General features: G+C 29.9%; 19 protein-coding genes. 14 read left to right on the top strand and 5 right to left on the bottom strand.

Annotation, left to right across the window (positions count from 1 at the left end; genetic code table 11):
• Positions 1-13: 13 nt before the first annotated feature.
• Positions 14-784 carry a helix-turn-helix domain-containing protein gene (locus tag HNR33_RS14885; protein ID WP_429084752.1) on the top strand — a complete coding sequence of 257 codons (771 nt, stop codon included), beginning with the start codon at positions 14-16 and terminating at the stop codon, positions 782-784.
• Between the two features lie 74 nt (positions 785-858).
• Here HNR33_RS14885 and HNR33_RS14890 read toward each other — a convergent pair whose 3' ends face one another.
• Positions 859-1,653 carry a methyl-accepting chemotaxis protein gene (locus HNR33_RS14890; RefSeq protein WP_429084753.1) on the bottom strand — a complete coding sequence of 265 codons (795 nt, stop codon included), beginning with the start codon at positions 1,651-1,653 and terminating at the stop codon, positions 859-861.
• Between the two features lie 157 nt (positions 1,654-1,810).
• Between HNR33_RS14890 and HNR33_RS14895 the strand changes: the two genes are divergently transcribed.
• From HNR33_RS14895 to HNR33_RS14920, 6 genes are all read left to right on the top strand, one after another.
• On the top strand, positions 1,811-2,071 hold the full coding sequence (locus tag HNR33_RS14895; RefSeq protein ID WP_429084755.1) for a hypothetical protein: 261 nt from the start codon (positions 1,811-1,813) through the stop codon (positions 2,069-2,071).
• 15 nt (positions 2,072-2,086) lie between these two features.
• Positions 2,087-4,051 carry a hypothetical protein gene (locus tag HNR33_RS14900; protein WP_429084756.1) on the top strand — a complete coding sequence of 655 codons (1,965 nt, stop codon included), beginning with the start codon at positions 2,087-2,089 and terminating at the stop codon, positions 4,049-4,051.
• A 253-nt stretch (positions 4,052-4,304) separates the two neighbouring features.
• Positions 4,305-6,602 carry an RNA polymerase recycling motor HelD gene (helD, locus tag HNR33_RS14905; RefSeq protein ID WP_429084758.1) on the top strand — a complete coding sequence of 766 codons (2,298 nt, stop codon included), beginning with the start codon at positions 4,305-4,307 and terminating at the stop codon, positions 6,600-6,602.
• A gap of 60 nt (positions 6,603-6,662) precedes the next feature.
• Complete coding sequence (locus HNR33_RS14910; RefSeq protein ID WP_429084760.1) at positions 6,663-7,130, top strand: MarR family winged helix-turn-helix transcriptional regulator; 468 nt, start codon at positions 6,663-6,665, stop codon at positions 7,128-7,130.
• A gap of 13 nt (positions 7,131-7,143) precedes the next feature.
• Positions 7,144-8,883, top strand: coding sequence for an ABC transporter ATP-binding protein (locus HNR33_RS14915; protein WP_429084761.1), 1,740 nt, complete (start codon positions 7,144-7,146; stop codon positions 8,881-8,883).
• A gap of 92 nt (positions 8,884-8,975) precedes the next feature.
• Complete coding sequence (locus HNR33_RS14920; protein ID WP_429084763.1) at positions 8,976-9,362, top strand: hypothetical protein; 387 nt, start codon at positions 8,976-8,978, stop codon at positions 9,360-9,362.
• A gap of 78 nt (positions 9,363-9,440) precedes the next feature.
• Here the strand turns inward: HNR33_RS14920 and HNR33_RS14925 are convergent, their stop codons facing one another.
• A complete protein-coding gene (locus tag HNR33_RS14925; protein WP_429084765.1) occupies positions 9,441-9,719 on the bottom strand; it encodes a hypothetical protein in 279 nt (92 codons plus the stop codon).
• A 220-nt stretch (positions 9,720-9,939) separates the two neighbouring features.
• Here HNR33_RS14925 and HNR33_RS14930 point away from each other — a divergent pair, with 220 nt between their 5' ends.
• The 6 genes from HNR33_RS14930 (at position 9,940) to HNR33_RS14955 (ending at position 16,193) form a co-directional block, all read left to right on the top strand.
• Positions 9,940-11,250, top strand: a complete 1,311-nt coding sequence (locus HNR33_RS14930) for a tetratricopeptide repeat protein (protein ID WP_429084767.1) — start codon at positions 9,940-9,942, stop codon at positions 11,248-11,250.
• Positions 11,251-11,280: 30 nt separating this feature from the next.
• Positions 11,281-11,412 carry a hypothetical protein gene (locus HNR33_RS14935; RefSeq protein ID WP_429084769.1) on the top strand — a complete coding sequence of 44 codons (132 nt, stop codon included), beginning with the start codon at positions 11,281-11,283 and terminating at the stop codon, positions 11,410-11,412.
• Positions 11,413-11,635: 223 nt separating this feature from the next.
• Complete coding sequence (locus HNR33_RS14940; protein WP_429084770.1) at positions 11,636-12,640, top strand: ketoacyl-ACP synthase III; 1,005 nt, start codon at positions 11,636-11,638, stop codon at positions 12,638-12,640.
• A 79-nt stretch (positions 12,641-12,719) separates the two neighbouring features.
• Positions 12,720-14,255 carry a methyl-accepting chemotaxis protein gene (locus HNR33_RS14945; protein WP_429084772.1) on the top strand — a complete coding sequence of 512 codons (1,536 nt, stop codon included), beginning with the start codon at positions 12,720-12,722 and terminating at the stop codon, positions 14,253-14,255.
• A gap of 116 nt (positions 14,256-14,371) precedes the next feature.
• A complete protein-coding gene (locus tag HNR33_RS14950) occupies positions 14,372-15,562 on the top strand; it encodes a sensor histidine kinase (protein ID WP_429084774.1) in 1,191 nt (396 codons plus the stop codon).
• Positions 15,540-16,193: a response regulator transcription factor gene (locus HNR33_RS14955; protein ID WP_429084776.1), complete on the top strand. Its 654-nt coding sequence runs from the start codon at positions 15,540-15,542 to the stop codon at positions 16,191-16,193. The genes HNR33_RS14950 and HNR33_RS14955 overlap by 23 nt, the downstream gene beginning before the upstream one ends.
• Before the next feature lie 78 nt (positions 16,194-16,271).
• On the opposite strand, the gene HNR33_RS14960 is transcribed toward HNR33_RS14955, so the two are convergent.
• From HNR33_RS14960 to HNR33_RS14970, 3 genes are all read right to left on the bottom strand, one after another.
• Positions 16,272-17,108 carry an ABC transporter permease gene (locus tag HNR33_RS14960; RefSeq protein WP_429084777.1) on the bottom strand — a complete coding sequence of 279 codons (837 nt, stop codon included), beginning with the start codon at positions 17,106-17,108 and terminating at the stop codon, positions 16,272-16,274.
• 75 nt (positions 17,109-17,183) lie between these two features.
• Positions 17,184-18,056 carry an ABC transporter permease gene (locus HNR33_RS14965; RefSeq protein ID WP_429084779.1) on the bottom strand — a complete coding sequence of 291 codons (873 nt, stop codon included), beginning with the start codon at positions 18,054-18,056 and terminating at the stop codon, positions 17,184-17,186.
• Positions 18,057-18,067: 11 nt separating this feature from the next.
• Positions 18,068-19,081: an ABC transporter ATP-binding protein gene (locus tag HNR33_RS14970; RefSeq protein ID WP_429084781.1), complete on the bottom strand. Its 1,014-nt coding sequence runs from the start codon at positions 19,079-19,081 to the stop codon at positions 18,068-18,070.
• Positions 19,082-19,407: 326 nt separating this feature from the next.
• On the opposite strand from HNR33_RS14970, the gene HNR33_RS14975 reads away from it, so the two are divergent.
• Positions 19,408-20,412: a hypothetical protein gene (locus tag HNR33_RS14975; protein WP_429084783.1), complete on the top strand. Its 1,005-nt coding sequence runs from the start codon at positions 19,408-19,410 to the stop codon at positions 20,410-20,412.

The raw sequence follows: 20,412 nt of genomic DNA on the forward strand, positions 1-20,412 counted from the left end.
AGGGGTGAGATAATTGGATGATGTAAACATTTTAAGTCCAGGACAGCGACTAAAAGAAATAAGAAAGAGTCTTAGGCTAAGACAAGATGAATTAGCTGGAGGAAAGTTTTCTAAGAATTACATATCCATGTTTGAAAACAATAAAAGATCCATCAATGCAATTAATGCTACGTATCTTGCAGAGCAAATAAATGAGCTCGCAAAACAAAGAGGGAAAGATATAAATATAAAAGCTTCATACTTACTTAAAAGTGATGAAGATATGGCAAAAGAAAAATGTGAAGGATGGCTAAATGAAGTTGAAAATAATCTTGACCTCAGCTTAAATCAGGTTTATATGAATTTGTACAAAGCCATATACGTATCATCAAAATATGAACTTTTGGGATACAAGGCCAAAGCTCTATACTTAAAAGGAATAAGCTCTCTACAATGTCAACTTTATGACTGTGCGATGACACAACTACTAGATGCACTTATTTATTACGCTCAGGAAAACGATTTCATATATGTGGGAGATATTTATGCAAAACTTGGAATGATATTATACAATCAAAGAAATTTAAAACAAGCACTTATTTATTTTAATCTTTCACATAGCATTTTAAAAAATTATGAAGACGTAGAAGATAAAATAATCGAAGACCTTAAATATCATAAAGCTTTGTGCTATTGCGAAATGGGACAATATAATACAGCACAAAACATGCTAGGAAAGGTTACTACAAAAAATATGAAATTATTAGATTTAGCAAGTCAAATAAATAGGGTATTAGCAGTTTAGCTATATAGGGGGAAATGGGGAGTAATAAAAGGAAGCATATGTCTAATTTAGACATATGCTTCAGCTTTTTTGTACTATAAAACGGTTTCTTTTTTTAGTGTGTCTATGGCAGTACTAACTAGTTGAGATGATTCTATTTGAATTTGGGAAAGAGTATCAAGATTCTCTATTACCTTACTAATATTACTAATTTCAACTGAAAGCTTACCTAATATATCATTAATTTCTGAAGCAAATTTCTCACTATTCCCAGCAAGGTTCTGAACTTCTTTTGCTACTACTGCAAATCCTTTACCATACTCACCAGCCCTGGCAGCTTCGATATTTGCATTAAGACCTAGTATTTTTATTTGATTTGCAATTTTGTTCACATACTTTACAACCTTGTCACTTTCAGATATATATGTATTTGATGCTTCTGTTGAAGTTAATAGCTTTTCAGTAACTATATGTATGCTTTCAATTGAACTGCATATATCTTTCAGATGATGTTGTACAAGGTTAGATGTATCATTAATTGCTGATATTTGTTTATTCATTTTTTCTAGAGTTATCATGTCCTTTTCTACTAGACTCATAATCAGTAATGCACCATGAGAATCTATTATTTTACACTTATCACTATACTTATTAGTCAAAATACTAGTTACTTTTTCTAAGCCTGTTGCTTCAATTATCATGTGAACGTTTTCATTTGATATGTCATCTAATGATTTTGAATACTTAATTCCTAATTGCTTTGCTAATACTATGCCAGGAGCATTTAGGTTTGTATCAACTACTATATTTATGTTTATATCTTCTAAAGAAGATAAAGAGTTAATAATATTTGTACCACCTTTGCCAGCCCCGACTACAGCTAAATTCATTTTTCCAGCCCCCTTATTGTTGTGCTCGACTAAAAGGTTCGACAAAGAAATGAAAAAACCTTTAAAAAAATAAATTTAGAAAATTAAATTAATGTATTGTAAATATAGTATAATATCCTCTATGATATAATACATGAGACACATATTATAATAGTTAGTGAATAACAGATTAGTAAGTAGATTAGACTATAAAATAGAGAATGAGGTGATTTTTTTGTTGTACATAGGAATTTTTTTTATTGCTTTAGGTATGTATCTTATATTAGATGACATTTATGATATAAAAACTTTACTAAAAGATAAAAAAGTAATAAGAAGAGAAAAATTCAAGGTAGATTCTTATTTTAAGCTAAGATTTGTTGTAGGTTGTTTTGGTATTGTGATAGGTATATTATCATTAATAAACTATTTTTCCTAATTGAAGGGTGTAGCTATGAGAATTAAAAATACAAAACTTATTCTATTATTTATATTAGGCTTAGCCATAACTTTAAACTTATATAATCCAGCAGTGGCTGATGATGTAAGAAAGACTATTGTTATAGTAGCAGATAACTTTGACTTTGGCACTATTGAGAAGTTGAATACAGGCAATGAAATAGCAGCAGGCCTTATGAATGCAAAAACTGGCAGCATTTATGGACTGAATAGTGATGAAAGCTATTATATGACTATAGCATCTGGTAGAAGAGTCAAGGTAAAAGGAGAGCTTTTTAAGGGTGTTAAGAGAAATGATAATGGTAAGCTAGTAATAGAAGGCTATAAAGATATAATATTAGAGCTAGATGATAAATATCCTGGATTCTCTGAGGAGATTGATATTTTAGCAGATACACTTAAAAGAAATAAAGTAGATGTAGGGTATATAGGAAATGACGCTTCTGCACTTATTGCTGCTGACAAGAATGGTATTATAAATCACGGTGATAATAAAATTGAATATGAAAGCAATTGGTTGATTGACAGAACGGATGACATATTAAACGACGCAGATGTCTTAGTAGTTTCATATGATATTGATGAAAATAATGAAAGAATTCAAGTTCTAAGTGACTATATAAATAAATATGATATGCTCAATATCATTATATTTTCTAAAAATATAAGTGGAGATGTTAATTATAGATGGAATACTACACTTGTGCCTATGATATATTATACACCTAATAATGCAGAAGGAATGCTGACTAGTGATTCAACTAGAAGAGAAGGACTTGTCACTAATATGGATATTTTTTCAGAATTAGCTGCTATCTATGATATACAGCTAAATACAAATATTGGGCATGAAATAAACAGCATTAGCAGTTCAAGAGTAATTGAAAAAAACAGAAATAATTTATTAGAGTACTTAAATTTAAATATAATAAAGTATGTATTCCATGGACTTATAATAATTATTCAGTTTTTTGTTTTATTTGATATTTTAATTAGAAAGCGTAATGACTATTTTAGATATAATATTTTGATGAATGGAATAATAATTACCATATTTTTATCGATAATACTTGGAATATTTAATATTCATAGAAATATCATTTTGTACTGTTTAGTGCTTATTATTTCATCCTCAGCTTTAGCTGTGGTATTCAGTAAAAAGGGAATAAAATCTATTGAGATGTTTTCGATATGTACTAATATTGTTATTATTCTTGGTGTCTATTTTAAAAAAGATATTCTATATGATTCATTTATAGGATATAACAATATAGTTGCTGGAGGAAGGTTTTATGGACTTAATAATGAAGCTATGGGTGTTTTATTGATAACCTCAATAATTACGTTTTTTGCATTAAAAAGAAGAATTGATAATAAAATTATTTCATTATTAATATTGATAGTGTATTATCCCATTGTGATATTTGCTTTATCTGGAAGATATGGAGCTAATGTTGGGGGTTATCTTACTTCTATAGCATTATTTTTAATGCTAATCTATACAATGCTATTTAATAAAAAAATAAGTAAGAAAAACCTACTTGTATTGATTGGAATAGGGTTTGGTATTTTTGCATTCAACCTTTATTTTGATTTTAATAGTGTATCTAGTAGCCATGCTGGAAGCTTAGTTGCTAGAATAAAGATATTGGGATACTATGAGCTCATAGATATGTTCATAAAGAAAGTTAAACAGCTATTATTGATGTCTATAGCTCCACCTTGGAGCATAATCTTCATTAGCCAGATTTATTATATTAGAAGAGTATTTGCTCATGGAGAAGAATTACTGCGAAAAGGAAGGTATGAAGATAGCTATATGGTTAAAAAACTATACATTATGTTTGTTATCTCATTTGTAGCATTCATAATAAACGATACGGGAGTCGTAGCTTTTGTATATATGAATACTTACTTAATAGCACACTTAGTTGGTTTACATAACATAAAGAGAAGGTAATTGTCCCATGACAATTACCTTCTCTTCTTTTCTCAGTGTATTATAGCATAAAAATATCAAACGTGCAAGATAATCTTTATAATATTAAGAATCATAAAGATTATTTGATATAATATTTTTCCTATGTAGTAGTCCTATTTATTTAAGAATAACATGGGCTTTATTTTTTTTAGTGTTTTATATAGAATTAATATACTGTTTATAAATACTATAAATAATCAATAAAAGAAATTGAATTTTGGAGGTGTAAATTATGCAGGCTAAAAAGCACCCAGCATTTGGTGAAGAGGATAGATACTTAAAGGATACTTGTGAATGCATGGATGGTGAGATAGTTTATCTTACAAATGAAGTGGAGAAAATGGATGAAGAGATAGTAAAACTGAAGAGAACTGTAGGCGGTAACTATAGTGATGACATGATAGTAAAAACTACTATACACGAAGCAAACAAGAGAAAGCTAAATCAGCTGAGAAGAGCTGAAGGGAAGCCTTATTTTGGAAGAATTGATTTTAAGGAGCTTGGGAAATTCGAGTTTGAAACTTTTTATGTTGGGAAAACAAGCTTAACTAGAAGGAGTGATGACAAGCGACTTGTTATTGATTGGAGAACTCCTATGGCGAGTTTATACTATAGTGGAGAAATAGGGGAAGTAATGTATAAAGCTCCTGGCGGCCTGATAATAGGAGATTTAAATTTAAAAAGACAATATGAGATAGAGAAAAAGGAATTAATTAATATTTTTGACAAGGGACTTACTCCCATGGATGAATATCTTCAGACGGCACTATGGGAAAAGAAAGACAATAGACTTAAGGATATTGTAAATACCATACAGAGTGAACAGAATGATATTATACGGGCAGATAAAGGTAAGGCATTAATAGTACAAGGAGTAGCAGGAAGTGGAAAAACAACAATTGTTTTGCATAGAATTGCATACCTTATGTACACATATCAGGAGATTTTCGATGCAGAAAAGCTGCTTATCATAGTACCTAATAATCTTTTCTTAAACTATATATCTGATGTCCTACCTGACTTAGGAGTTGAAGAAATAAAACAATCTACTTTTGAGGACTTAGCAATGACTCTCTTAAATACAGAGTATAGATTAGCTGATGTTGAGGAAAAATTTTATAAGCTATTAGACTATAATAACTTATCTGAAGGATATAGAAAGAAACTGCAATTAAGTTCATTATTTAAAGGCTCCATGATATTTAAGCAGATAATGGACAGATATGTTGACAACCTATCTTTAAACTTCATCCCTAAGAAAGACTTTAAGATAAAAGACTTTACATTATACTCATATGATGAAATATTCAATATGTATAAAGAAGATTACAGCTACCTTCCTATTGTTCCACGATCAAAGAGAATAAGAAAATATATTCAATCAAATGTATCAGACAGAGTTAAACAATTTCAAGATAAAATTATTAAGAAATACGATAAAAAAATAATGCTGCTAAAAGCCCCAGTAGAAGATGAATCATCTATTAGAAAAGAACTATTATGCTTATATGATGAAAGAGATAGCCTAATAAAAGAATTAGAGGGCTCAGTGACTGGAGCTGTAAAACAGTTTTTTAGTCAATGGTCTAACCTTGATGTTATTACATTGTATAAAAAACTAATATCAGATGATAAAGTTCTTAAAACATATAGTGATGGAAAAATTGATGATGATGTGATTGCTTTTATAAGTAGCTATTCTAAGAGTATATTTGATAGAGGAATGATAGAAAGAGAAGACTTAGCCGCCTTGTTATATCTTTACATGAAACTTGAAGGACTGTCCTTAAAGGGAAAATACAATCACATAGTAGTAGATGAAGCACAAGATTATAGTGAACTTCAAATGTATATATTGAGGCAGCTTAGCAGCAATGATTCTTTTACCATAGTAGGAGACTTATCGCAAGGAATACACTCATATAAAGGTATAGGGAACTGGAAAGATTTAATGGAAGACGTATTCTCAGAATGTGACAAAGAACTGCTGAATTTAAGAAAATGTTATCGATCAACTATGGAAATAATGAATTTTGCTAATGAGGTTATTAAAAAATGGAGAAAAGAAGATATAACTCTAGCAGAACCTGTATTAAGGTCAGGAGACAAACCATTTATTATACAAAAAAATAGTGAAGATGAAATTATAAATGATATAACTATAAGAATAAAAGAACTTAAAAACCAAGGTCATAAATCACTTGCTATAATTTGTAAGACAACTCAAGAGAGTAAGGCTGTGTACAAACTACTAAAGAATATAGTCCATGAGGATATACATTTAATTACTGATAAAGATACCTCTTATAAAGGTGGAATAGTAGTAATCCCAACATACCTATCAAAGGGACTAGAGTTTGATGCTGTTATAGTATTTAACTGTTCTCGAGATAACTACATCGCTGATGAGCTTCATATCAAACTTTTATATGTTACGATTACAAGACCTTTGCATAAGCTTTTTATTTATTACAAAGATAAGCCGTCTGTATTATTAGATATTGATAGTGAATACTTTACCTCTGTTTAAGAGTCCTAAATATTGACAATGGACGAATTATGTTTTATAATTTAGAGTGTCTAAAATATCGTGATACGATATAAATGCAAAGGAGGGAAATTTGATATTAAAGATAAAACTGAAAAAATAACTGGACAAATTAGAAAAATAAGTGACTTAATACATTTAAAGCATCATGAAATAGCGCAGCAGAATAATTTAACATTAGATCAATTTCATTTACTTATTCACTTAAAAAGTAATGGAAAATTGCCTACTGTTGGCCAATTAGCTGAAAAAGCTAATAAAGCTCAAAACACTATATCTGAACGTATTTCTAGACTTGAAGAAAAGGGATTAGTTGAAAGGATCAAAGATGAAAATGATAGAAGGATTAGCAGGGTAAGGTTAACTGAAAAAGGACAGAATATGATCGATTCTATAAGATATCAAGCAAGAAACGAGTTTATTTTTAATGCATTAATAAAAATGGAAAGTAACACCGTTGAAGGGTTAATAAGAGGGTTAAAAGAGTTATCAGAGCATTTAGATCATTAGAGGAGGGGACATTATGGTAAGAAAGTTTATTTCATATTACAAGCCACATTGGAAGTTGTTTTTATTAGATATGGTATGTGCATTTATGATTTCTGCTTTAGATTTGGTTTTTCCAATTGTGTCTAGTAAGGTTATAGATGAAATAATACCTAAAGGACAGATTAGAACGTTATTTATTATTACAGGTGTGTTAGTTCTACTATATATAGTAAGGTACATATGCAATTTTATAGTTGACTGCTGGGGTCATATAGTAGGAACAAGAATGGAATTTGATATGCGTAAAGAAATATTTTCACATATCCAGACCCTATCATTTAGCTATTTTGATAATACTAAGACAGGTCACATTATGTCTAGAATAGTGAATGACCTTAGAGAAATATCTGAATTGGCACATCATGGTCCTGAAGATTTATTTATTTCTTTTGTGATGCTAATAGGTTCATTCGTAATATTATTAAGCGTCGAATGGAGATTAACTTTAATAATATTCGCATTTGTACCTATCATGGTATGGTTTGCAATAGCTAAAAGAAAAAAACTGGAAAATGCATTTAGAGAACAGAGAAAAAAGATAGCATCAGTTAATGCCCAGCTTGAAAACAGTATCTCAGGAGTAAGAGTATCTAAATCATTTACTAATGAAGAGTATGAAGTAGAAAAATTCAATGTCGGAAACTATGAGTTTAGACAATCAAGAGAGTCAGCTTTTAGAGTAATGGCTGAATTTACTGCTGGAATCAACTTTTTTTCTAATATATTAAATTTAATTGCAATAAGTGCAGGTGGATTCTTTGCTTATAAAGAAATCATCAGTATAGGAGATTTGGTAGCATATCTACTATATGTTAATTTCTTCTTGCAGCCTATTAAGCGACTGGCTCAATTTATTCAACAGTATCAGGAAGGTATGACTGGATTTGAAAGATTCGTAGAGATAATGAACATTAAACCTGACATAGAAGACAAAGAAGACGCTATAGACCTAAAAGATGTAAAAGGCAGAATAGATTTAAAAAATGTTACATTTAGATATAATGATAATAATAAGACCGTACTTTCTAATATAAACCATATCGTTGAGCCAGGTGAAACATTAGCATTAGTGGGACCTTCAGGAGGTGGGAAGACTACACTATGTCATTTAATTCCTAGGTTTTATGAGCTAGATGACGGTGAAATACTCATTGATGGCATAAACATAAAAGATATTACGCTTAAATCTTTAAGGAAGAATGTGGGATTAGTACAGCAAGATGTTTTTCTGTTTACGGGTACTATTAAGGAGAATATTCTCTATGGAGATATAACTGCTTCAGATGAACAAGTTTATGAAGCAGCTAAAAATGCTAATATACATGATTTTATAATGTCTTTACCTGAAGGATATGAAACATATGTGGGTGAAAAAGGAATAAAGCTATCTGGTGGTCAAAAACAGAGGATATCTATATCAAGAGTATTTCTAAAGAATCCTCCTATTTTAATACTTGATGAAGCAACTTCTGCACTTGATAATGAAACTGAAATCATCATACAAGAGTCACTAGAAAAACTCTCTGAAGGACGTACAACTTTAGTTATAGCTCACAGACTATCTACTATAAGAAATGCAGATGAAATAGTTGTTTTATCAGATAAAGGTATACAAGAAAAAGGAAAGCATGATCAACTATTAAAACAAAATGGTCTATATGCTAGGCTTTATAAGTCACAATTTAGAGGTTTTATGCCTGATGAAGTTGCATAAAAATGAAATTAGTACCTTTTAGACATGTAGCATAATTCATTATTTATCATAGAATGATAGTGAAAGAGGACATGTAAAAAGGAGGTATTTTGATGGAGTATACGTATGACGGTCCACAGTATCCAGAGTTGTATTATAGGCTGTATCCAAAGGTAGAAGATTGTGTGGATAGATATATGGGAGATTACCGGGTTGATCCCAATATGACCGATGAAGAAATGCAAGAGATGATCGATGAAATATATGAAAGAATGATTGAAGAGTGCCCTGAAATAGATCAAGATTCAGAAGAAAGAAGAAGCCTATATTTACATGAAGCAGATACTCAACAAAGGCCATTCTATGGTAGAAGAAGATTGTTGAGAGATATCATTGGAATAATTCTATTAAGAGAATTATTAAGAAGAAGAAGACGTCCATATTATGGTTATCCGGGATATGGGTACCCGGGACATGGTTATGGTCCTGGATATTATTAATATGTAAAAAGGAAGTATCGCTAGCTACTAAAAAGTAGTTTCGCGATACTCCCTTTTACTTTATCTTAGAGAAGTCTGTTATGAAAATTGATTCATTTTCTGTTTAGCTTTTTGTATCTCAGAATAACCAGTAGACGTAGAGTTAGTTAAACTAGGTACGTTACTATAAGAAGTCATATTAGTTCCACTCATAGTAGTGCTTGTCATACCCATTGTACTTGTTCCAGTATTACTAGTCATTCCCATGTTATAAGCATTCATATTAGATGTTCCCATTTTTCTTTTTGCTTCTTCTAATTTTAGGGATTCTATAGAATTCTTAAAGCTAAGTCCAGACATGTTTGAATAATTATTCATAGTAACCCTCCAAAATTTTATTTGTAAGTATATTATCTAACTTACATCAATATTATCTGTAAAAAATAATAAATATATTACAACAATACTTTCATGAGATAGTAAACAATTCCTTATTTACATTTATGGTAAAAAATGATAAAATTAAAATGAAGATGTGAAAGTTAGAAATAGAGATTTCACTCTATTATTTTTAAATTTTTAACAGGGAGTAATGCTGATGTATATTTTAGAAGATTTAATTTTGCCTAAAAGTCAAAAAATTAAAGCTATAAGAAAATATTTAAAAATAAATCAGCAAGACTTAGCAGGAGATAGAATTGATAGAAGTTTAATAAGTTATATAGAAAATGGAAAAACAAAACTTACAAGAGACACAGCAAATATTATTGCTTTAAACTTGGGTAAGATATTAAGACAAAAGAAACTAGATTTCAATGTTAGTGGAGAATACATTTTTGCTGATGAATCTCATCAAGTAGGATTTCTACTTGATTCATATATAGATAAATTAATTAAATTTAAGAATTCAAATGATGAAAGCTTTAAAATTGAACTGGGGAAAATTGAAGATATACTCAATGAATGGGACATATCTTCAAAAAAAGCTAAGGTTTTTGAAATAGCTGGAGATTACTATTATGAAAAGTCATTAAATGAAGAAAGTAAGATTTACTACTTAAAATCGCTAGAGAACTATTCAAGACTATCAGATTATAATAACATGGCAGATATTAATTCTAAAATAGCAAGATGTGCCCTTAAAAAAAATAATTATGAGGAAGCTTCTTATATAAATATGCATGTACTCTATATGATAGAGAGTAATAATATTGATAATCCTATACTTGAAAAAAGAGTATTATTTAATAACGCATTGGCAAATGTTAAGCTAAAAAGATTTGAGACTGGTATGGAAATGCTAGAGAAATTAAAAACAAAGCTTAAGGATGATGAATGGCCACAATATACAGAGGTATTAATACTGCAGGCAAATATACATATAGAGAAATGTGAAAATTATGAGGCTCTCAATACATTTGAACAGATTCTTACCATATCAAAGAATACAGGAAATAGAGAATCAGAAGCAATGGCAAATAATAATTTAGGGTACATATATAGAATTTTAAATAATTATGATAAGAGTATTTATTACTATGCAGAAAGTTTACATATAAGGGAAAAAATTAACAGTAAATTCATGTTATCTACCTTAGTTTCTCTAGCAGAAACTTACTTTATCAATAGAGAAAAAGAATACGGTCAAAAATACTTAATAAGAGCTTTGCAAATAATTAAATCGAAAAACGATATACCAAATAAATACAAAATATACACTAGCCTTCTTGATATATTTATGAATACAAACTGTACTGAGCTAGAGCAAATTATGTATGATGATATTATTGATTTAATCAAACAAAATAAAAAAGAACAGGAAACCCAGGAGCTAATCATTAAGCTGTGTAGATATTATATTAAACATGATATTGAAAGAGTTAAAAACATTTTAGAAATTGCTTTATAAGCAAAAAAAACGAAAAATGGGGGTGAGACAATGAGTTTTAGAAAATTATTCTTTGTTTTAGCTATTATTGTTTCGTTGAACATAGGTACTACAGTGGGTCTATGTATAGAACCAGATTATCCAGAACCTTGGGTTGTTAAACCAGTAGAAGAACAGATGTAGAAAAGTTAGAGCTACATATAAGTATGAAATAGAAGTTGTCCTAGAACAGGGCAACTTCTATTTTATAGTATGAAAGACATTTTATAGGACCTTTAGATTATTTTTTTTATCCAAATGTGCTATATATTTACATCAAAAAAATCAAGGAGTATAATGTAATAGAATGTCAAAAAAATATATATACTGTCACATCTAAAGAAAAAATGACACTAGGGGGATTACAATGGAAAGAAATGTTTGTATCATTGGGACAGGAAGTTATAGTCCCAAAAACCATTTAAGCAAAGAGCATTTTATTAAGCATTTTGAAAAGTTTGAAAAAGGAAAACAGGCTGAAGCTATATTAAATGTTTTGGGTAGAGATAGAATGCCATTGGTTGATAAAGATGAAAATAATTTGACAATGTCTGTAGAGGCTGCAAGGAGAGCCTTTATAGATGCTGAAATATCTCCTAATGATATTGATATGATAATATCAGCGTCAGATACGCCTGAGTATTTATCTCCAAGCTGTGCGATGATGATAAAGAATGAGTTAAAAGCAGATAATGTGATGTGTCTTTTTGATATGAACAATGACTGTTTAGCAATGTTAAATGCAATTGATATAGCAGTTAATTACTTAAAAGTAAATAAAAAGTACAGAAGAGTTCTTATAGTAAGCTCAGTAGCTTTAAGTCCTTTTGCAATGGAAGATGATATTCTTGTATACTCAGCAGTGTCTGATGGTGCTTCAGCTGTTATCTTAGAGGCTGTAGAAGAAAATAAATCAAGAGGATTTATATCATCTAAAATGATTGCAGATACTTCATTTATACATACTGTAAGATTTCCCGTATGTGGGATGTCAAATATTTACGATGAGAATATACAAATAGCAGATAAGAAGATGAGATCTGTTCCTTTTGACTTCACCTTTATATCTGAGAAATGGGCTAATCTTATAACTGATGTGTTAAATGATTGTCAGTATTCTCCAAACGATGTATCACATTATATCATGTCTCAATTCTCTTATACTGATATAGAAGATACGTTACGCTTATTAGGAGATAGTGTAGATAAAGCTACTTTTATAGCAGATAAATACGGATACACTGGCTGTGCAAGTCCAATAATGGCATTAGATTATAGACTGAAAAACGATAAATTTTGTGAAGATGATTTAATTGTGTTTTGCTCTGCAGGTGCTGGATATACAGCTGGTGCATTACTTTACAAATGGTAGCAAATTATGTATAATTATGGAGGAAAATGAAATACGGTATATGTTAAGAGTTAACAATAAATTGTTACAGGGGGAAATCATGGGACATAAATATACTAATTCAATCATTGAATATCAGAAGAAAACATTAAAATTTGTAATACTTTTCTACATTTTAAGTGGAATATTAGGGAGTATAACATTTATTACAATGAAGGCAACCAATTCTTTACAAGGGATGAAATGGGTAGATGTAGCAGTACTTTGCTCAATGGCCGTAGTTGAATTAGCAACACTATGGTATATGTATAAAAGCACAATAAAAAATAATGAATTTAATGAGAAAAGATTTGCACAGCTTAAAGCATTGATACTTATTATATCCTGTTTAAACTACTCTTCTATGGCAATTAAGATACCTTCTGAAGACGTATGGGCAAGTATATTCTTCTTTGTAATTTTAATAGCCTTATTTTTAGATATAAAAATGTTACTAATATCTATAGGCGCAAGTATTATATGTCAAGTAATTACGTTTATGCTTAATCCTTTATATGTCTCTAATAAAGGAGATTTTGTACAGGTTATGGGAATGAAAATAGTTGTATTGGGCATAACGTATTTCGGAATATTTATCTTGACATTCTTTTCTTCAAGAGTACTAGTCATGATTGGTACTCGTGAACAAGAGCTTTTTAAGAAAAATCAAAAAATAACAGAGATTTTTGAAGGTATTACTGGATTTAGTAGCAAGCTCCTTGATTCAAGCCAGTCTTTAAGTGTGATTGCTGAAGAAGAAAGTAATTCTATGCAGGATATTTCATATACAAGTCAGAAAGTATCAGATGCTGCAAGTGAAGTTTTATCTGAAGCATATAATAATAGAAATAACTTGAATGTCCTTTTTGAATCAAATGAGGATATATTTGATAGAGTAATTAATACTGAAAAGATTTCTAATAAATTAATTGATTCGTCTAATGAAAATGAAGAAAAACTTAATGAAACATTACATATAATAGCTGAGATAAAGCAAAGTATAAAAACATCTCTAGAGTCGACGGAAAGCTTAGAGAATAAAACTAAGCATATGGACGAGATATTATTACTAATAGGTGAGATATCAGATCAAACAAACTTATTAGCTTTAAATGCATCCATTGAAGCGGCAAGGGCTGGTGAGCTTGGAAAAGGCTTTGCAGTCGTAGCTGATGAAATAAGAAAACTTGCTGAAAGTACTAAAAAATCTCTTGATGATGTTACAAGTTTGACAAGTGAGTTTAAGGTTGGCACGGATCAAGTTAAAATCTTAATGACTAACAATAATGACAAAATTATCGCAGGTGATGAAATTCTAAAACAAACAGTACACTCTATAGAATACATGATAGATGAATTAAAGAAGGCAGGAAAAGATATAAAAGATATTAGTGATTCTATCAAGGAACAAGTTGATAAAACTAAGCATATAGTTGATGCTAATGAAAATACTATACAAACAACAGAAAATAATGTTAATAGTTTTGCAAATCTTATAAGTTGTTTACAGCAAAGTGCTGCTGCGAGTGAAGAAGTGGCAGCTAGTGCAGAAAGCTTACATAACATGGCTGTTGATATGAATAAACTTCTATCATAGTATAAAAAAATCTAAACCGAATTAATGGTTTGGATTTTTTTATGTAAGAATAAAAGGTATTAATATATCATCAATAGAATTTAATAAGAATAATAAAAAATAAGAGGTTGTTATGTATGAATAATAAAAAGAAGAACTTATTTAATGTTCTTAAAATATTATTAGTAGCCATAATCTTATGGGCAGCATTAAAATTTGAGAATGCCAACAATATGAGACTTATTATACTTATTGGGACTTCTTTATTATACATTGTTGTAGGTATTATAAGAAGTTATTTTATAAAGAGATCTTCCGTATATCCTTTATTATTTTTATTTGATGTAACGATAGTCTTTTTACTTGAGTATAATTCAAAATATATGATAAATTATTTTTTACATTCATTATACCTTTTAATATTGTTGGAAGCTGCACTTATGCTTAATAGAAAAAAAGGAATAATTATAGGAATAATAACAGTTGCTGCTTCTTTAGTAAAGTATTTAATTTTAATATATTATAAAAGCAATTTTTCAAACATATCACAAATGGCATTCTTTACATTGATAAATGTGTTTGTGCTAGTCACCATTAATTTTGCTCAATATCACAAAGAGGAAAAGGAAAAGAAAGAAGAACTTTATACGGAGCTTTTAAGTACACATAAGAGTTTAAAAGAATATTCTGAGAAGAATAAAAAACTTATGATAGTTGAAGAAAGAAATAGAATAGCTAGAGACATACACGATACTTTAGGACACAATATGACGGCTTTTATAATGGAACTTGAAATTATAAGCAGACTGATTGATACTGATGCTAAAAATGCTAAGGAAATGATGAAGAAGATAAAGCAGTCTGCAAGAGAAGGGTTAGTACAAATTAGAGAGATTTTAGAAGCTTTAGAGCCTAATGAAAAGCTAGTATTAGGTGTTCAATCCATCAAAGAATTAGCAGATGAGTTTTCTAATAGGACAGGAGTAAAAATACAATTTAAGACTAAGGGTGATATTGTGAAGACTAGTCCTATAATCAATATTTCTTTGTATCGAGTCGTGCAAGAAGCATTGACAAATGCCATAAGGCATGGTGCGGCAAATATAATTGATATTGATATTGAATATAAGGCTGGCAGTATCGACTTTAGGATTGCTAATAATGGAAAATGCCATCCAATAGCTAGTGAAGGTCTTGGAATAAAGGGTATGAAAGAAAGAATATATAGCTTGAATGGAGAAATACAGTTTGTTGTGGATGAAGTGTTTACAATTAAAGGCTTTATTCCATTGGAGGTGGATAAAAATGATAAAAGTAGCAATAGCTGATGATCAGAATATTTTAAGAGAAGGCCTTAAAATGATACTTAACATGGAAGAAGATATAAACGTGTGTGGCGTAGCATCCGATGGCAAGGAGGCTTACGAGATATGCAAAAAGTGTTTCCCAGATGTTATATTAATGGATATTAAGATGCCTAAGGTAAATGGAGTAGAAGCTACTAGACTAATAAAACGTGATTTTTCTCACGTAAAAATAATTGTTTTAACGACATTCAATGATGATGATTTTATATTTGATGCCCTAAAGTTTGGAGCATCAGGCTACATATTAAAAGATGCTACTCCAGAAAAGATAGCTGAAGCCATAAGAACAGTGCATGATGGAGGAGCGTTAATCCAACCTGATATTGCTGCTAAAGTTATAAATAAATTCTCTCAAATGGCTTGTCAGGGAAATAATAATGAGATTGACACTAGAGTAAAGGAATTGACTGAAAGAGAGCTTGATATATGTAGAGCAGTTGGGGAAGGAAAGAACAATAAGGAAATATCCGAAGAGCTTTTCTTGAGTGAAGGTACTGTTAAGAACCATATAACTAATATATTAAATAAATTAGAATTAAGAGACAGAACACAATTAGCGATTTTTGCTGTAAAAAATGGATTGTATCTATGATTTTTTAGTATAATTATATGTAAATAGTAGGGGGAGCAAGGGAGGATATCCCCTGCTGAATTAAAAAATGGAATTCATTTAATGATATCCAATATTCCCTATAGTTTTGCAGTGGCGTTCAACCTTTCTTAATATTAAATATCCTATAAGTGTCCCAATAATCATAAAGCCAATTAAGATAAACTGTTCAACATAAATGGGGAGAAGTGTTTTAGTACCTAATAATATGCCTCTTACTGCGTCAAGTCCGTAAGTCAAAGGCAAACTGACTGATATGGCTAATACAAACCTTGGAAGAACAATAACTGGGAAGTCATTTCCACATATAGTATTTATCAAAAAATTTGATATATCTATTATATTATTAGCATTATTAGTGATTAGAACTAAGGAAGCAATACCAAAACCTAGACCATATAAAGCTATTAATAAAGGAATTACTGTTAAAAGAGCTGGCAGTACTCCGCTACCTATACTAAACCCAAACATAAGCCAAACAAGAAATGCAACAAATAATGAGTTAATAGTGGTAATAAATAATAAAAATACAGACCTTCCTATTAATTGTACCCACAGAGGAATTGGAGTTATCCAATTAGACTCTAGTACACCTGAATCCATTTCTTTTTTCAGAGAGAAGCCCATTCCCCATAACACAGCACTTACAAAACTACCAAGGACACTGCCTATAATTAAGAATGCTATATAGTCAGAGGTTCCAGAATATTCACTAAAACCTACATTGCGTCCTCCAATCTGAAATGACTTAGCTAAAAAATATACTGGAGTTATCCACATAATAGGCTCAACTATTCTGAATAAAGCATTTATAGGATATCTTAAGAAAATTTTAATATCTTTTTTTGTAATTGCCCATATTGCAATAAAATACATTTTAAATCTTTCAAGAATCATATCAATTCTCCTTTCGAGTTAGCATAATCCACTGAATTTATGATTATATTATGTTCTGCGAATTTTCTAATTAACCTAATAATGACCTAAAGAACCAGTTTCTTTTACTTTTTTCTGAGTATGATAAAAACTTAATATACCGCATGCCATTAAGATAGCTCCTGACGCTAAAAGAATTAGAATATCATTCTTAATTTCATTGATGCTAGCTCCTGATGATATTACTAATCTTAAGGAACGGATACTATATGTTAGAGGTATAAATTTGGAGACACTTTCCATCCATTCTGGCAGTACAGCAAGAGGATAAGTGATACCACAGAATACTGTCATAATCCCTCTTACTAGAAATACCATAGCATCTGTTTCTTTTGCCCACATTACTAGGCTTGCAAATATGAACCCTATGCCATATATTGACGGAACTGATATTAATACTACAGCGGCTGCAAGTAGAGGACTGCCAGTAAATTTGAAATTATATACTAGTTTAAATTCGACCACTGAAATAAGCATAAATATTACGCTGTTAAATAGCTGAAAGAGAGAATAGCCAAGAAGTAGACTTATTTTAGGTACAGGACACAGCCAATTTGATTCGAGAGTACCTCTTATTTGTTCTGTTCTTAGACTGGTTCCAAAGGACCATAACATTGCATTAATCCACATCCACATTGTAGTACCAATTATCATATAAGAAGTGTAATCAGACGTTCCTGAAAGTTCTGCAAATGAGCTTAGTGAATCATTGCCTAAACCAGCTAAAGCTTTTGCTGTAAATATATAACCAAGTGGAAAGAGAATAGGCCATATTATTGATGATATAAACCACGACGGATACCTGAAGAATATAGTTAATTCCTTTTTAAAGACTATTACTATGGCTTTAAAAATTGTTGGTTCTAGATTTTTTATTTCAAAATTAGTTTTTTTAGCGGTACAATCCATTTTTATACCTCCTATTCCCTTAGTGATTTACCTGTTAAGCTTATAAAGACATCTTCAAGAGTTGGTTCTTCAACACTAAAATTGCTAATATTTATTCCATAAGAAATGACATTCGATACTAAACTGTTTAGAGTATCACTTCCATTGCTAATATGGATTTTTATTTCCCATTTTTGAGTATCCTCATTAAATCTTGAACTTATGTTCTCTATTGATTTTATTTCTTTAATTTTATTCGAAATATCTTCATTCCAGTCATTTAATTCAAGAACTATAATATTAGTTTTATTAAGACTTTTTTTTAGGTTATTAGGAGTGTCGAGGGCGATTATTTTACCATGATCAATAATTGCAATTCTATCACTTAATTGATCTGCCTCTTCCATATAATGAGTAGTTAATAATACAGTTCTTCCTTCTTCTTTAATTTCTAATATTATCTCTCTTAAATTTCTGGCAGACTGAGGATCCAATCCTGAGGTTGGTTCATCAAGAATTACGATAGATGGATCAGTAACTAAAGCTTTTGCTAATGCTATTCTTTGCTTCATTCCTGTTGAATACTTTTCTACAGTTTCGTCTGCTCTTTTTTCAAGGTTAAATCTTTCAAGAAGGTAGTTTATTTTATCTTTAGCATATTTACCTGTCATACCGTTCATTGCAGCAAAATATTCTAGATTTTCTCTTCCTGTAAGTTTCCAATACACACTTCTTTCTCCTGTTAAAACGGTTCCCAGGTTTCTTAGAACGCTTGTTGGTTTCTTACTTACGTCTATTCCATTTACTATAACATTACCAGAAGTAGGACTAAGAAGAGTTGAAATCATTTTAATTGTAGTAGTTTTACCTGCACCGTTTGGACCAAGAAATCCGAATATTTCACCTTTATGCACCTTAAATGAAACATTATCTACTGCTATAAAGGTTTCTTTTCCCTTATTTACTTTTTTCCAAAAAGGACTGTTTTTCTTTTTTATAACAAATTCTTTCTTGAGATTATTTACTTCAATAGAGCAACTTAACATATTTAATTTCCTCCTTAATAAAAATAATTATTCCACATATTGGGTATAATTTAATGATAAATAAATATATTGAAAAAGTCAATAATATTTATAAAAATAATTAATAATAATATTAAATTAATTAATTAAAAAATAAAATAAGTTAATTTAACGATAAAAATAACAATTTATAACGAAATCAAAAAAATTAAAATTGTATACTTATTGCAAATAAAAAAGTGCAAAAAGTAATATAAGGTTAATGAAAATAGTGAAAAACGATACAGTAAATTTTAAAAAAAATTAACTATAATGAAAATAAAGAGAGAGAGAAAAGGAGGTTTATAATGAGAAAAAATGTGTTAATAATATCGACACTAGTATTGCTGGTATTCGTATTATCAGCTTGTGGTACAGAAGCGCTGCAGACATATAAGGATGCAGTAAAAAATACAAATGAAATAAAGCAAGGGCAGATGTCTTTTGAATTGGCTATTGAAAATGAATATAATACAGAAGGTTTATCAGTTGATGCAATAAGACAGTTAAACTATTTTAAGGAAATAGAGTCTAAGACAAGTGTGGTGTTTAAGGAAGAGAGTAAAGATACAAAAATAATGTCAAGAAATTATTTTAATTTTGGAGGTATGGGATTTGATTCAGCCTTTTATAAAAATGAAGACACTGCATTTATAAAGATGCCAATACTAGGCAAATATGTCGTATTAGATGGCTTTAATCGAGAATTTAATAGTAAAGAAAATCAGAACGATGATATGATGGAAAATGCAATAGATGAGATAAAAAATAAATGGATTAAAATTCTTAATAGAAAGGATGTAGTTTCTGGGAATAAAACATTATTAACAACTGAGGATGGAGAAATAAAGGTAACACAGTTCTCAATAAATCTTACAGGTGAGCAGATAAAGCAGCTTATAAATGAATCGTTAGATATTATTGTCAACAATAAAGGTGTTAATGAAATAGCTAATGAAGTAACGGATGAAGAAGGAAACAAATTAGAGGTTGAAAAGTTTATAAATGACCTAAAGGATAAGATGAATGATATTACTATAAGAGATTTCAAATATACGGGGTATATAGATATTGACGGATATATAATACAAGAGGACATTGAACTAATAGCAGATTTTGATAATGCAGAATCAGGTGAAGTACTATCAACAGACCTAAAGATGCAAATGAAGCACTGGAATATAGAGAAAGAGCAGAAGTTTGAATTTCCAGAGCTTACAAAAGACAATACTTTAGATCAAGAAAGTTTTGATCAAGGAATGCCATTTATGTTTGATGATCTTATCAATAAGAATGATGGAGGTGAAAGTTAA

This window comes from Brassicibacter mesophilus (assembly GCF_050433385.1).
Lineage (GTDB): Bacteria > Bacillota > Clostridia > Tissierellales > Proteiniboraceae > Brassicibacter > Brassicibacter mesophilus.